Source organism: Phocaeicola barnesiae DSM 18169 = JCM 13652, assembly GCF_000374585.1.
Lineage (GTDB): Bacteria > Bacteroidota > Bacteroidia > Bacteroidales > Bacteroidaceae > Phocaeicola > Phocaeicola barnesiae.
Genome location: NZ_KB894650.1, coordinates 109,762 through 123,840, shown reverse-complemented (window position 1 = coordinate 123,840; position 14,079 = coordinate 109,762). Strand labels below are relative to the sequence as shown.

8 protein-coding genes, 1 tRNA gene and 1 pseudogene are annotated in these 14,079 nt (G+C 49.4%); 8 read left to right on the top strand and 2 right to left on the bottom strand.

Annotation, left to right across the window (positions count from 1 at the left end; translation table 11 throughout):
• Positions 1-13: 13 nt before the first annotated feature.
• The 6 genes and pseudogenes from C510_RS0109600 to C510_RS0109570 all read left to right on the top strand — a co-directional run bounded on the left by C510_RS0109600 (position 14) and on the right by C510_RS0109570 (position 9,756).
• Positions 14-811, top strand: coding sequence for an SDR family NAD(P)-dependent oxidoreductase (locus C510_RS0109600; protein WP_022340163.1), 798 nt, complete (start codon positions 14-16; stop codon positions 809-811).
• Between the two features lie 151 nt (positions 812-962).
• Positions 963-1,035, top strand: a tRNA-Lys gene (locus C510_RS0109595).
• A 187-nt stretch (positions 1,036-1,222) separates the two neighbouring features.
• A complete protein-coding gene (locus C510_RS0109585) occupies positions 1,223-1,750 on the top strand; it encodes an HD domain-containing protein (protein WP_018711124.1) in 528 nt (175 codons plus the stop codon).
• A gap of 217 nt (positions 1,751-1,967) precedes the next feature.
• Positions 1,968-3,212 carry a tetratricopeptide repeat protein gene (locus C510_RS0109580; RefSeq protein ID WP_018711123.1) on the top strand — a complete coding sequence of 415 codons (1,245 nt, stop codon included), beginning with the start codon at positions 1,968-1,970 and terminating at the stop codon, positions 3,210-3,212.
• A gap of 203 nt (positions 3,213-3,415) precedes the next feature.
• A pseudogene (locus C510_RS16390) lies at positions 3,416-7,233 on the top strand (TIM-barrel domain-containing protein).
• A 216-nt stretch (positions 7,234-7,449) separates the two neighbouring features.
• A complete protein-coding gene (locus tag C510_RS0109570; protein WP_025892290.1) occupies positions 7,450-9,756 on the top strand; it encodes a family 20 glycosylhydrolase in 2,307 nt (768 codons plus the stop codon).
• A gap of 98 nt (positions 9,757-9,854) precedes the next feature.
• On the opposite strand, the gene C510_RS0109565 is transcribed toward C510_RS0109570, so the two are convergent.
• Entirely contained in the window at positions 9,855-11,708 is a 1,854-nt protein-coding gene (locus C510_RS0109565) for an AAA family ATPase (RefSeq protein WP_026320177.1), read from the bottom strand.
• A 1,060-nt stretch (positions 11,709-12,768) separates the two neighbouring features.
• Complete coding sequence (locus C510_RS0109560; RefSeq protein ID WP_018711120.1) at positions 12,769-13,227, bottom strand: helix-turn-helix domain-containing protein; 459 nt, start codon at positions 13,225-13,227, stop codon at positions 12,769-12,771.
• 144 nt (positions 13,228-13,371) lie between these two features.
• Between C510_RS0109560 and C510_RS0109555 the strand changes: the two genes are divergently transcribed.
• Both C510_RS0109555 and C510_RS0109550 read left to right on the top strand, forming a co-directional pair.
• Positions 13,372-13,563, top strand: a complete 192-nt coding sequence (locus tag C510_RS0109555) for a hypothetical protein (RefSeq protein ID WP_007843190.1) — start codon at positions 13,372-13,374, stop codon at positions 13,561-13,563.
• A gap of 18 nt (positions 13,564-13,581) precedes the next feature.
• Entirely contained in the window at positions 13,582-13,896 is a 315-nt protein-coding gene (locus C510_RS0109550) for a hypothetical protein (RefSeq protein ID WP_008157769.1), read from the top strand.
• Positions 13,897-14,079 lie beyond the last annotated feature (183 nt).

Sequence of the window (14,079 nt, the reverse complement as noted above, 5' to 3'; positions counted from 1 at the left end):
TAAACAAGACATTATGGAAAGAATGAACAATCGTGTAGCGTTGGTAACCGGCGGAGCTTCGGGCATCGGTCGGGCTACCGTAGAGCGTCTGGTACGCGAAGGCGCAAAAGTGGCCGTCGCGGATTATAACCTGGAGGCAGCCGAGAAGCTGGCCGTAGCATTGAACGCCGATGGCGAGAAAGTATTGCCTTTGTACTATGATGCGGCAGATTTGGATAGCGGTCAGGCCGCTGTGGTACGTACCTTGGCTCACTTCGGTACCATCGATGTACTGGTGAACAATGTCGGTATCGGCGATATGAAGCGGGATGTTGATGTAGTCTGTCTGGATTTGGATTATTTCGACGAGGTGATGCATACCAACCTGAAGAGTATGCTGGCCATTTCGCGTACCGCTTTGCCGGTGATGGCCGAAAAGAAGCAAGGAGCCATTGTCAATGTATCTTCCATCGGTTCGCTGATGGGCGATTTCCGGGGAACGTTGTACGGATTGAGCAAGGCAGGTGTCAATAACCTGACCCGTTACATTGCCTGTCAGTACGGACGTTCGGGAATCCGTTGCAATGCCGTGGCTCCCTGGCTGGTACTGACTCCCTCTTCGTTGGAATGTATTCCGGAGAATCTCCGTCAGGTTTTCCAGAAATACAATGCCGTTCCTTACTTGGGCAATGCCGAAGATGTGGCGGCTACCATTGTTTTCCTGGCATCGGACGACGCCCGTTACATCTCGGGCCAGACATTGGTGGTAGACGGTGGCATGAGTTGCCATAATCCTACCATCGATGAAGTAAGTGCCGGCCTGAGTGAATAAAAACAGACGCAAACCGTGTTTTTTGTCTCTCTTTCTACCTTCCGGAAACGACTGGTAGAAAGAGAGATAGTAAAAAAGTGTAATTTTTTATGTAAAAAAGTTTGGCGGTTTCGATAAAACCGCTTACCTTTGCAACCGCAAAAACAAAGAAGCACTCTTAGCTCAGTTGGTAGAGCAACTGACTCTTAATCAGTGGGTCCAGGGTTCGAATCCCTGAGGGTGTACTTGCAGGAAAAAGCCTCTGGAAACAATGTTTTCAGAGGCTTTTTTGATGTTTTTCGGCGCGGATATGCCGATGGCGGGGCGGGGAAAGCTTGCCGGGTATATGGATGAAAGCCGTAACGGATGCTCCGTTTCGGGGGCTTTGAAGGTTTGTACGTGGACCTATGAACAGAAAAAATGTCGGAAAATATGGATAACAGACTGAATGCATTGATTCGTAACATGATGGACTATGATGCCGGCGACGCCAAGCGTATCCAGCATTTCATGAAGGTTCATTATTTCTCTTATTTGATAGGTACGGGCGAAGGACTTGATGCCGAAACCCGGTTCGTGCTGGAAACGGCGGCCGTGGTTCACGACATAGGTATACACCTGTCTGAACAGAAATATGGAGTCTCTGACGGGAAACATCAGGAGCAGGAAGGGCCTGCCGAGGCACGGGCGTTGCTGGAAAAGACTGGAGGCTATACGCCCGGACAGATAGAGCGTGTCTGTTGGTTGGTGGGGCATCACCATACTTACCATGATATCGGCGGCATAGACCATCAGATTCTGGTCGAGGCCGATTTTCTGGTCAATCTGTATGAGGATGGCATGGCGGAAGAGGCTGTCCGGAAAGTCAGGGAACGCATTTTCCGGACGGCCACCGGAATCCGTTTGTTGGATACCGTTTATTTGTCTGACAGCTATTCCTTTAAAGGATGCATAGAATAATTGTCCGCCTTTTTTCCTCCCGGCTTGTCAGAAAAAAAACTTCTGACTGGAAGTTTGTAGAATGGAATATTTGCGTATTTTTGGACTCGAAACATGCGGCCTCATTCTTGCTGGTTGGTCGAAATGACGCATTCTTCGGGTTGGATATGGGGTCGCTGCCTAGAGAGACCATTAATTTTTTGAGGACAAGAAGTCCGTTCTAATACCATTTAAAATTATGCAGAAAGACGAACAGAATGAAAAAATAGCGGAACCGGCTGTCGCACAGAAACGGGTACAGAAACCTACCGCACAGGATTGGTTCGAAAAAGGATATCATGCCCAGCACACAAACCGTTTGGAGGAGGCATGTGTGTGTTACAGTCAGGTCATCGAACTAGAGAAGCGTCATACTCCGGCCTATAACAATTGGGGAGAAACATTGCTCGAATTGGCCAAGATGCGCAAGGATGAAAACCTTTTCAAGCGTGCTTTCAAGAAATATGCGAAGGCCGTCAGCCTGGAACCTCGGAATCCCCTGTTGTTGAACAATTGGGCCAATGCATTGGCCGATTATGGGAAGGTGATGGGCAAACCGGGCATTTTCCAGGATGCTTTCCGGAAATACATGCAGGCCTTGCGTTACGCTCCCCGGGATGCCGCCATTTACGATAATTGGGGAATGGCTTTGTCCGAGCTGGCACTGATGACAGGGAACGAATCGGTATTCCTCGAGGCGATAGAAAAATATGCGATTGTAGAGAAATTTCATCCGGATTATGTTCCGGTATATTATAAATGGGCGAACTTGCTTTCCCGTCTGGCCATGTTGAAAAAGGATGAGGCCGTTTTCCAGGGAGCTTTCGAGAAATACGCGAAGGCAGTAGAGCTTCAACCGGATAATGCGTTGGCTTACAATGATTGGGGAGTCGCGCTTTCCGATCTGGCCGGTCTGAAGGAAGATGACAAGCTGTTCGAGGAATCCTACGAGAAGTTTACCAAAGCGGTAGAATTGCAGGATGGCTTCCCGGCTTTCTATTACAACTGGGGAAATGCGCTTTCTGCGCAGGGTGACATCCGGAAGGACGAAAAGCTGTTTGAAGAGTCATTGACAAAATACAAGAAGGCCATGGAGCTCCAGCCGGGTAATGCGTTCATTGTTTATAATTATGCGTTGGCTATCTCCGACCTGGCCAGATTGAAAGGAACTTTGACCCAGGATGCCGCACAGATAGAAGAGTTACTGAAGCAGGTGGTTGCCTTGGCAGGCGATACCAGTGCTATTTATAACCTGGCCTGTCTGTATGCCTTGACGGGCCGTAAGGATGATGCCCTCTGTGCCTTGAAGACAGCCTTGATGAACCGTCATCCTATCACTTGGCAGGAACTGGAGGAGGAAGCCGACCTGGCTTCACTCAAAGGGGATGCCGATTTCATCGCTTTGATGGAAACTTATTTCCCTGGAAAGAAATTTTCCGAATGATTCCTAAATAATTAAAATTCTTAATAAATGGCCGGAATATCCATCTGAAATGTTAAAAACTTCAGATAGATGTTCCGGTTTTTTGGGTTTTTGGGCCCCAATCGTTTGCGGTACGGATTTTAATTGTAGTTTTGTCCATTCGGAACTATGATAAACTCATAAACTAAAAAGGACCCTATGAAAATGAACCGAAAGTGTGGGCGTTGGCGCTCACCTTGCCTGTCTGTCTGGCGGCTCCGGCCGCAGGGGCAACCGTCCCGTTCAGTCCCATCCAGGCAGCAGTAGGGCAACAGCAACCGCTTGTGAGTGGGGCTACGTTGCTCAATCCGACGACCGTCGAAGTATTGTTCTCCAATCAGCAACGCATGATGCTTGATTTCTACGGCGAGAACATGGTACGTTTCTTCCAGGATAATGCCGGAGGGATTGTCCGTGACCCGGAAGCGGTACCTCCAGCACAGATCTTAGTGGACAGACCTCGCCTGAACCCGGGCACGTTACAATTAGAGGACGAACAGGGGAAGATTACCGTCCGTACGCCTCTGATTGCGGTGGAGATAGACAAACAGAGCGGATTGTTCTGCATTCGCGATCTGGCCAGTGGAAAAGCCGTGGTGGAAGAAACCGCGCCGGTTCAGTTTACCGGCCAGCAGGTGACTCTGACCCTGAAAGAAAATCCTGATGAGTATTTCTATGGCGGCGGTGTACAGAACGGCCGTTTCTCACACAAGGGACAAGCCATTGAAATTGTCAATACCAACCAGTGGACCGACGGGGGTGTGGCTTCGCCGACTCCGTTCTATTGGTCTACCCGCGGCTACGGTATGATGGGATATACCTTCGCTCCCGGAAAATACGATTTCGGCGCTTCCCGTCCGGGTACAGTGCTGTTAACTCACGATACTCCTTACCTGGATTGTTTCTTCTGGCTGGACGATACACCGGTATCTTTGCTCAACAGCTTTTATCAGCTGACCGGTCATCCCGTCCTGTTGCCGAAATTCGGTTTCTACGAAGGACACCTCAATGCCTACAACCGTGACTATTGGAAGGAAGATGCGGAGAAAGGCATCCTCTTCGAGGACGGTAAGAAATACGTGGAAAGCCAGAAGGACAACGGAGGTATCAAGGAATCGCTGAACGGAGAGAAGAACAATTACCAGTTCTCGGCCCGTGCCGTCATCGACCGTTACGAGGCTCACGATATGCCGTTGGGCTGGATTCTTCCGAACGACGGTTACGGAGCCGGATACGGACAGACCGAGACCCTGGAAGGCAATGTCGAGAACCTGAAGTCTCTGGGTGATTATGCCCGTCAGAAAGGGGTGGAAATCGGACTCTGGACACAATCGGACCTGCATCCCAAGAAGGGGGTAGAGGCATTGTTGCAACGTGACATCGTGCGCGAAGTGCGTGATGCCGGTGTACGGGTGCTCAAGACCGATGTAGCCTGGGTAGGCACCGGTTATTCCTTCGGACTGAACGGTGTGGCCGATGTAGGCGAAATCATGCCGTATTACGGAAAGAACGCGCGCCCGTTCATCATTTCGTTGGACGGATGGGCAGGTACCCAGCGCTATGCAGGTATCTGGTCGGGCGACCAGACCGGAGGCGAATGGGAATACATCCGTTTCCACATCCCGACCTATATCTGTTCCGGACTTTCCGGTCAGCCGAACATCACTTCGGATATGGACGGTATCTTCGGAGGTAAGAATGTACCGGTCAATGTCCGCGATTTCCAGTGGAAGACTTTCACGCCGATGCAGCTGAACATGGACGGATGGGGAGCCAACCCGAAATATCCGCACATTTTGGGCGAACCGGCCGCTTCCATCAACCGCATGTACCTGAAGATGAAGTCGGCCTTCATGCCATACGCCTATAGCATCGCCCGCGAATCGGTAGATGGCAAACCGATGATACGTGCCATGTTCCTGGATTACCCGAACGGTTACACCTACGGACCGGCTACCCGCTACCAGTTCCTGTACGGCCCGTTCGTGCTGGTGGCTCCAGTCTATTGCAATACCGAAGCCGACGAGCAGGGGAACGACATCCGCAACGGTATCTACCTGCCGGAAGGCGAATGGGTGGATTACTTCACCGGCGACAAGTATACGGGAGGACGCATCATCAACAATTTCGAGGCTCCGCTCTGGAAACTTCCGGTCTTCATCAAGATGGGGGCCATCCTGCCGCTTACCAAAGAACACAACAACGTGAGCCAGTGGCCGAAAGACCTGCGTATCTATGAAATCCATCCGCAGGGAAAGACATCTTTCGTTGAATACGACGACGACGGAACCACGGAAGCCTATCGGGAAGGTTACTCTACGGTTACCCGCATCAGTTCCGAGCAGGAGGGCGACAAGGTAACGGTTACCATCGAACCGACCGAAGGCATGTATGACGGAATGGTGAAGGAACGTGTGACGGAACTGCGTATCAACGTCACTCAGGCTCCGAAATCGCTGGTAGCCCGTATCGGCAAGAAGAGCGTCAAGCTACAGGCCGTTTCTTCCCGCGAGGCATTCGAGCAGGGTACCGATGTCTATTATTACGAAGAAGCGCCGGAACTGAACCGCTTCGCGACACAAGGTTCCGATTTCGCTTCCGTACAGATCCGGAAGAATCCGGTGGTACACGTCAAGCTCCATGCGGTAGATGTGACCGCTGATAGGGTACAGGTAGAAATGAAAGGCTTTGCGTTTGCGCCGGCCGACAGACTCCTGAAGCAGACTGGAGCCTTGCAGGCACCTCAGGCACGGATTACCGATGAAAATGCCGGAGCCTATACCCTGACTCCTACCTGGGAACCGGTACCTGGAGCTGATTATTATGAAATCGAATCCGAAGGCATGATTTATTCTACCATCCGCCAGAACAGCTTCACGTTCGAAGACCTGAAGGTAGAGACAGACTATTCGTTCCGTATCCGTTCGGTCAACGCTTCGGGCGCGTCCGAGTGGAGCAGCTTCAGCGGAAAGACCAAGTCCGACCCGCTGGAATTCGCTATCCGCGGTATCAAGGGTGAAACCTCTTGTCCGAACCAGCCGGGACAACCTGTACGCCGCTTGTTCAATTCGACGAAACCGATGCTTGGCATACCGAATGGAGCAAGGCTGCTGTACCGTTCGATCTGATTATCGACCTGAAGAGCATCAATACCCTCGACCGTTTCGATTACCTGCCTCGTCTGGACGGTGGAAACGGAACCTTGCAGAAGGGCGAAGTATTCTATAGCATGGACCGTACAAACTGGACTTCTGCCGGCACCTTCGACTGGCAGGGTGGCGATGTGAAACATTTCACCTTCACTACGCAACCGGTGGCCCGCTACATCAAGATAGCTGTCAGCCAGGCGGTAGGTAACTTCGGTTCCGGCCGTGAACTCTATGTCTTCCGCGTACCGGGTACAGACACCTTCATTCCGGGCGACATCAACAACGATAAGAAGATAGACCATAACGACCTGACTTCGTACATGAACTATACCGGTCTGCGGAAAGGTGATTCCGATTACGAAGGCTACATCAGCAAGGGCGACCTGAACGAAAACGGTCTGATAGACGCTTACGACATTTCGGCCGTAGGTATCGAACTTGAATCGGGTGTAAGTAGCCGTCAGATTCCGCCGGTAGCAGGTTCGCTGGTCATCACTCCGCAGAAGAAGACTTACCGTGCCGGCGAGACCGTGACACTGGAAGTCAGCGGTAAGGGACTCCGTTCGGTCAACGCGTTCAGCTTCGCGCTTCCGTATAATCCGGAAGAACTGGAATACCTGGGTATCGATACTCCGGGCATCGAAGCCATGAAGAACATGACGAACGACCGTCTGCATACCAACGGCGTGAAGGCGTTGTATCCTACCTTTGTCAACATCGGTGAGCAGCCTTACCTGGAAGGCGACAACCAGTTGCTGCTTATCCGTTTCAAGGCCAAGAAGGACTATACATACAACTTGCAGCCTATCGACGGTATGTTGGTGGACAAGATGATGAATACCGTGACATTCTGATAATTACGGATACCCGAAAAAACGAACGGACGTTTCAATCCATACGTCCGTTCGTTTATGGGAAAACGTCCGGACGTGCGAAAGAAAACGTCCGGACGTTTTTTTATTGTCCGATCAAGTGGAAGGTGTGACCTATATTTTCGTCCCCCTTCCTTGTATGTTCAGGATTTTCTTGATAACTTGCATGAAATTTATTTCTAACCAAATTCTATACTTATGAAAAAATGTTCATACAGCCTGATGGCAGGTACACTGGCTTTGGCCGGATTGCTCAGTTTCAGTGCTTGTAGCGAAAACGTGACGGTGAGTGATGTGGAAATCATTCCTTTGCCTAATCAGGTGGAGGTGAGTAAAGGGGCTTTCGTCTTGAAGGATAATGCGGTAATCGGATATGCAGAGGAGGAACTGGCTCCTGCGGCAGATTATCTGGCTAAAATCCTGTCAACGGCTACGGGGTATACTATCCGCACCGAGCAGGGCGGAAAAGGAGACATCTGTCTGTCTCTCCGTGCAGAGGGAAAGAATGGAGGCTATACGCTGAACGCTACGCGTAGCGGGGTGGAGATAGCCGGCAACGGATACGGTGGTGTCATTGCGGGTATCGAGACGCTCCGCCAGCTTTTCCCGGCTGCCATCGAATCGCAACAGGTCGTAGCCGGTACGGATTGGGCCGTTCCGTCGGTGAGCATTACAGATGCTCCCCGTTACGACTGGCGCGGATTGATGCTGGATGTGTCACGTCATTTCTACGATACGGACGAGGTGAAGGAACTTCTGGACCTGATGGCGTTTTATAAGATGAACAAGTTCCACTGGCATCTGACGGACGACCAGGGATGGCGCATCGAGATCAAGCAATATCCGTTACTGACAGAGAAAGGGGCCTGGAGAAAATTCAACAGCCATGACCGCGATTGCATGATTTATGCCAAGCAGCAGGACAATCCGGATTATGAGATTCCTCAAAAATACCTGCATGTGGAGAACGGTGACACTTTGTACGGAGGATTCTATACCCAGGACCAGATTCGTGACATTGTGAAATATGCGGCGGTCAGAGGTATCGACGTATTGCCGGAAGTGGACATGCCGGGACACATGCTGGCTGCTGTCAGCAATTATCAGGGAGTGGCCTGTACGGATAAAGTGGGGTGGGGAACCACTTTCAGCTCACCGGTCTGCCCGGGAAAGGATTCGGCCATCGAATTCTGTAAGAACGTCTACAAGGAGATTTTTGCGCTTTTCCCTTACAAATATGTACACATCGGTGGCGATGAGGTAGAAAAGACCAACTGGAAGAAATGTCCGGATTGCCAGCGGCGTATGCGTGCCAACCATCTGAATACCGAAGAAGAACTCCAGGCCTGGTTCACCCATACGATGGAGAAATTCTTCAACGAAAACGGCAAGGAGATGATCGGATGGGATGAAATCATCGAAGGCGGACTTTCCGAAACTTCTACCGTGATGTGGTGGAGAAGCTGGTCGAAAGATGCGTCGAAAGAGGCTACAGCCCACGGCAATAAGGTCATCTATACACCGAACGCGCCTTTCTATCTGGATTACCAGCAGGATAAGAAGAGCGTCATCAATATCTATGACTACAATCCGGAACTGGAAGGTATGACCGACGCCCAGAAAGACTTGATTATGGGGGTACAGGGAAATATCTGGTGCGAATGGATTCCGTCGCAGGACAGAATGCTCTACATGGCGGCTCCGCGCATGCTGGCTATCGCAGAACTGGGATGGAGCAACCCGGCCCAGAAGGACTGGAACGGCTTCACAGAACGGATGGCTGCCCATTTCGACCGCTTGAATACGATGGGCATCAACTACCGGATTCCCGACCTGGAAGGCTTCTATGAGACCAATACGTTTATCGGTGAGGGTAAAGTGACCGTGGAATGTCTGGACAAGAGCGCTTCCATCTATTATACCACCGATGGCAGCATCCCGACTCAGGCATCTGCCAAATACGAAGGCCCGATACCTGTTACGGAAACCACAGACTTCACGTTCCGTACTTTCCGTCCGAACGGTAAGAAGGGTGACATCGTCAAGACACGTTTCATCAAGAGTGAGTATGCTCCTGCTACGGATGTGAAGCCGGAAAAGAAAGGCCTGAAGGTTGCCTGGTACGATTATAAGGGCGATAAGTGCAGCGAAATTACCCAGGCACCGTTGAAAGGGGAGTACGAGAGTGCTTCTGTCACGATTCCGGAAGGTGTGAGCGGTAACATCGGTCTGGAGATAACCGGATATATCCAGGCTCCGAAAGACGGTATCTATACCTTTGCCTTGCTTTCGGATGATGGTAGTTATCTGATGATTGACGAGGAGATGGTGGTTGATAACGACGGTCCTCATTCTCCACGCGAGCTGGTGGGGCAGAAGGCTTTGAAAGCCGGATACCATCCTGTAGTTGTCCGTTATTTTGACCATAACGGTGGAACTTTGAGCTTGAAGGTATTGGGCGCAGACGGGAAGGAACTTCCTGTAGAAGGACTTTTTGCCCATTGATTCGGACGGTAAATCCGGATTGAAAAATGAAAGCCCTGGCATCGTCAACCGTACGGTGCCAGGGCTTTGTCATGGCAGGTCTGCCTCATTCCCTGGCATCAGGCACGGAAGCCGATGCGTGGGAAAGAAGGTGTGAGTTTGGCCTCCCGGAGGCTCAGGAAACGCCGTTCGGCATCCTCTACATCGCTGAGCTCGATTGTACTGAAGAGTTCCCGGTCGGGAGCGGAAGAAGAGGGGAGGGACATCACCCGTCTGGCCATGCTTTTGATCAGGCCCTGTTCGATGAGGTTGTGTACCCATCGGCCGTTTCCGAAATGTCCGTCGCGTTGGACAGAAGCCTTTTCAATCACGGCCTTCAGATGCTCGTCGGCTTCCTCTGTCAGCGCGAAGTTTCGGGCTTTCAGGGTCCGGTGCGCTATCTCCAGCAATTCGTCGGAAGAATAATCGTCGAAATGGAATTGCAGGGGGAACCGGTCCTTCAGTCCGGGGTTCGTCTGGAGCAGGGCCTTCATCTTGTCTTCATATCCGGCCAGGATGATAATCATATCCGGATTCGGCTCAGAAAGTACCGTAAGCAGGGCATGGATGACTTCTTTGCCGTAATCGTTCGATTCCTTTTCATGCGATACCAAGGTATAGGCTTCGTCGATGAACAGGACCCCTCCTCGGGCTTCCTCCAGCACGCCTTTCATGCACTTCTCCGTCTGGCCGATGTATTCGCCTATCAGGTCGGTCCGGCAGGTAATTACGGTATGGCCTTTGGAGAGCAGTCCCATGTGGTGATACATCTGTCCCACCAGTCGGGCTACCGTGGTCTTTCCGGTACCTGGATTTCCCAGGAACAGCATGTGGTGACGACTTTCGCCCTGTCGTTCGAGGCATAACTCTTTCCTCTCCTTGAGGAAGAGAGCCATCATCCGGGCTTCCTCCATGTCCTCTTTCAGACGTCGGAGTCCCACCATCTGCTGGAGTTGCTGTTCGGCGCTTTGTTCAGACGGATCGTTCCATTCGGAGTGGCAGGCTTCGTCGGACTGTCCTTCGAGGCGGGCAATCAGTTCCTGAATCCCGTCTGTCTGTACGTGGAACGTCTGCTCGTCGGTAAACAGGGCGTCCATCAGTGTACATTGCAGGCGCAGCTCTTTCACCGCCTTTTCCGTTCCCTGGAAAAGGAAGGTGACGCCCCGGAAGTGTCCGCACGAAAGCACAGAGGCAAACAGGGACAGCAGGTTTACGGTCCGGTCATTGTAAGGCAATTCCGCTATCCTTACCACGACCACCTTGCTCTGGCCGATTTCCGCGCTCAGGTGTTCCCATTGGATAGCGCCCGATACCAGGTGTTCTAAAGGGAGGACATAGCGTGCTTCGGGCTGGTTGTCGCAGAAGTGTTTGGGGAGCAGGACGGAGGCGAAAGCCTTGCCTTTCGTGTCCTCGCAGACGACGAGCCAGTGAGGGCAGGGAGCCTTCTTTCCGTCATGCGACCGGAGTTTCCGGATGACGTCCTCGATAAAGTCTGTCTGGAAGGGGAGCTGACCGATTTTCGGCCACCATTCGCTCAGGCATAGCTTCTCTGCGAAGTAGCGTTTGTCCGGGTCTTTTTCAAGACGCTGCAACGGCATTTTCTTCCATTCCTCGAACTCGAAGACCAGAAATCCGGAGGCAAACCAGAGCGGACTTCCGTTGCGGTAGACAAATACATGATAGTCGCCCATTTTCCATTCCCTTTCGGAGCAGACATTCAGACGGATTTTCGGATTTTTTTTCTGGGATGAGGGCTGACACACATCCGAGCCCATCAGCCGGTAATCGGCCGAGTAAATGCGGACAGACACTTCGGTGGTATCTGCCGGAAGTTCAGGAAACAAGATTTCCACGGCCAACAGGTTGTCGGCATATTCAGGTGCGTTGAGGCTGTCGCCTTCGGTACGCATAACACGTAAAATGGGAGTATTCATAAAAACAACAAATGATTAAAATGAGATGGAAAACGATAAAAAATAATTCCGGAGCAGAAGTGCCCGGAATAAACAGAGTACCTCCGCTTCCCCGTTGAAGTGGAGGTCAGTGTACTGGCATGTCAAAGAGCACAACAAACACTGCTATCTCCCGATAGCAATAAAAAACGCATGTCCTTACAAGGAAGGAAGCCTCCGCAAGACCGGAGGGGTTACATGATTCTTTGTTTGTTTCGCTTCTTTGACCATCATTTGTTGTCTAACTTTTCTAGATAGAATTCGATTTTTGAGTCGTGGCAAATGTAAGTATAATTTTTGGTTATTCCTCGGTTTCCCGGAAAAATATTTTTGCAGGGGGATGTAGGCGACATTTCGGAATGGGCCTTGAAGCGTGACTGGTAGGGGAAAAAACTTCTTTTTATTAACAGATTTCCACACCTTAGCCCTACCTGTTTTGGGGTAATACTTGGACGGGGGGATCTTTGCAGTATAAAATTTCTACGATGAGATTTAAAATTTCCCTAGCCAGGTTAAAAAATCTAATTTTGACGTAGAACTATAAACACACAACAGCTAACCTTAAAACTAACTGTAAAGTTCAAAAGTGTATTCGCGGTGTATGCAGGTATTGTTTATTTGGCTCATTTTTTGCGGTCAAATGTACGAACCGTCTAAGCGCAAATCAGGCTGTAACTACCGTAAAACGGTGAATTACAGCCTGATATAAAAATAATATTTTTAAGAGATTATTCCTCTATTGCAGCCTGCGCCACTTTCAGATAGAATTGAAAATCAGAATCTTATGAAACTTTAGCAAGTGATTTGTAAGTTTGTGATTATCATTCCTGGCAATAGTACATAAAAAGTAGTCTTATTCCTCTATCGCAGCTTGAGCCTCTTTAATTCATATCTGAATATCAGTAGCTTCCCTTTGCTTTGTAAGTAGTTTGTAAGTTTCAGGACTCTTCCTTTTTATGGATTACTTGAAAAAGGTAAGCTGCAAAATGGTTTTAATCATTGAATTATCTGCATGGGTACTACAGATGAAATAATTAATGTCTTATTCCTTTCTCCTTTCTTTTAATAGTTCAATTATTATATCCTTATCCTTCAGGTTTGAATCAAGACGTAAAATCTGTGAGTTCAGACTCTCTATCTGTTCCTTCAGAAGTTTGATTGTTTCCCTCAGGTTCTCTGTTTCTTTCTTTTCGCTGGATAACTGTACGGCCAGTTCTGCATCACCTATCAGATTATTTGCATTTCCATCCAATGAAACGGCTGCAAGGTGTGCCGATATATGATGTTGTTTCGGACAGAAAAGGGAAAAGAAATTGAAGTTCAATGCTTCGCTGACTTTAATAAGCCTGCTCGTTTCCATTGTTTCCCTTTCCAGTATGCGGTTTATGTGCTGCTGCGGTACACCTATTTTACGTCCAAGCTCAGATTTGCTCAATCCAAGCTCGTTGCGTCTTTTGTCGATAGCCTGACCTACATGCACGTGTTTTATGTCATTATCCATGCGATTCCTTCAATAAATACATCTTAAACAATAAATCATCAAACAAATATTTGGTTATATAAACCATTTTATGTTACTTTGTGGTGTAACCTATTCATTTGGTGAATACAAAGTTAAACATTAAATATTAAACATCCAACAATTATGTCTGAAAACTTAGAAAAAATCCGTCCGGCACTTGTTGCCCTTGAAGTAGGTGAATCCGTCTCATTCCCCATTTCACGTTTGAAAAGCGTCCGTACACAGGCCTCAGAGCTTGGTGCTATCTACAACCGTCAGTTCAAGACCAGGACTGACAGGGAAAACCATACCATTACGGTCAAACGAACAGTATAGAAACCAAATCAGGTTTATATGAAGATATTACAGTTTCTGGACCATCTTATACCATACGAAACATTCCTGAATGACCTCTCCTCCAGAATTGTCAGGCAATTGAAAGCCGACAAGGATGATCCTGAATTCATCAGCCAGAGGAAGGCATACGAGCTGTTTGGCCGCAGGAATGTAGAAAGATGGAAACGTCAGGGAAAGGTGGTTTCCTATAAAAGACCCGGTAAGGTGGAATACCGCACGGCAGACCTCAGGCTCCTGCAGCGTACCACCCAGGACTATTTTGATGAAAGTCAGTCGAAACAGACTGAAAGACCAGTCAAAAAAGACAAATGATAAACATATTATGGCTAATATTTTAATAGTGGTAAACTATATATGTTTAATTTAGCCGTGATACTCTATGAAATATAAAGAAAACAATTATAGTAGGTACAGAAATGTGCGTCAGTAACCTTTGTTCGCCAGCTTATAGTTTAAAATAAAGTCGGACAGGTATTTGTATCGCACATTCATAAT

Bases quoted from the DNA above. Each gene is read 5' to 3' on its own strand.
- C510_RS0109570 (WP_025892290.1), top strand. From the start codon at position 7,450: ATGAAAAAATGTTCATACAGCCTGATGGCAGGTACACTGGCTTTGGCC.
- C510_RS0109565 (WP_026320177.1), bottom strand. From the start codon at position 11,708: ATGAATACTCCCATTTTACGTGTTATGCGTACCGAAGGCGACAGCCTC.
- C510_RS0109600 (WP_022340163.1), top strand. From the start codon at position 14: ATGGAAAGAATGAACAATCGTGTAGCGTTGGTAACCGGCGGAGCTTCG.
- C510_RS0109560 (WP_018711120.1), bottom strand. From the start codon at position 13,227: ATGGATAATGACATAAAACACGTGCATGTAGGTCAGGCTATCGACAAA.
- C510_RS0109550 (WP_008157769.1), top strand. From the start codon at position 13,582: ATGAAGATATTACAGTTTCTGGACCATCTTATACCATACGAAACATTC.
- C510_RS0109555 (WP_007843190.1), top strand. From the start codon at position 13,372: ATGTCTGAAAACTTAGAAAAAATCCGTCCGGCACTTGTTGCCCTTGAA.
- C510_RS0109580 (WP_018711123.1), top strand. From the start codon at position 1,968: ATGCAGAAAGACGAACAGAATGAAAAAATAGCGGAACCGGCTGTCGCA.
- C510_RS0109585 (WP_018711124.1), top strand. From the start codon at position 1,223: ATGGATAACAGACTGAATGCATTGATTCGTAACATGATGGACTATGAT.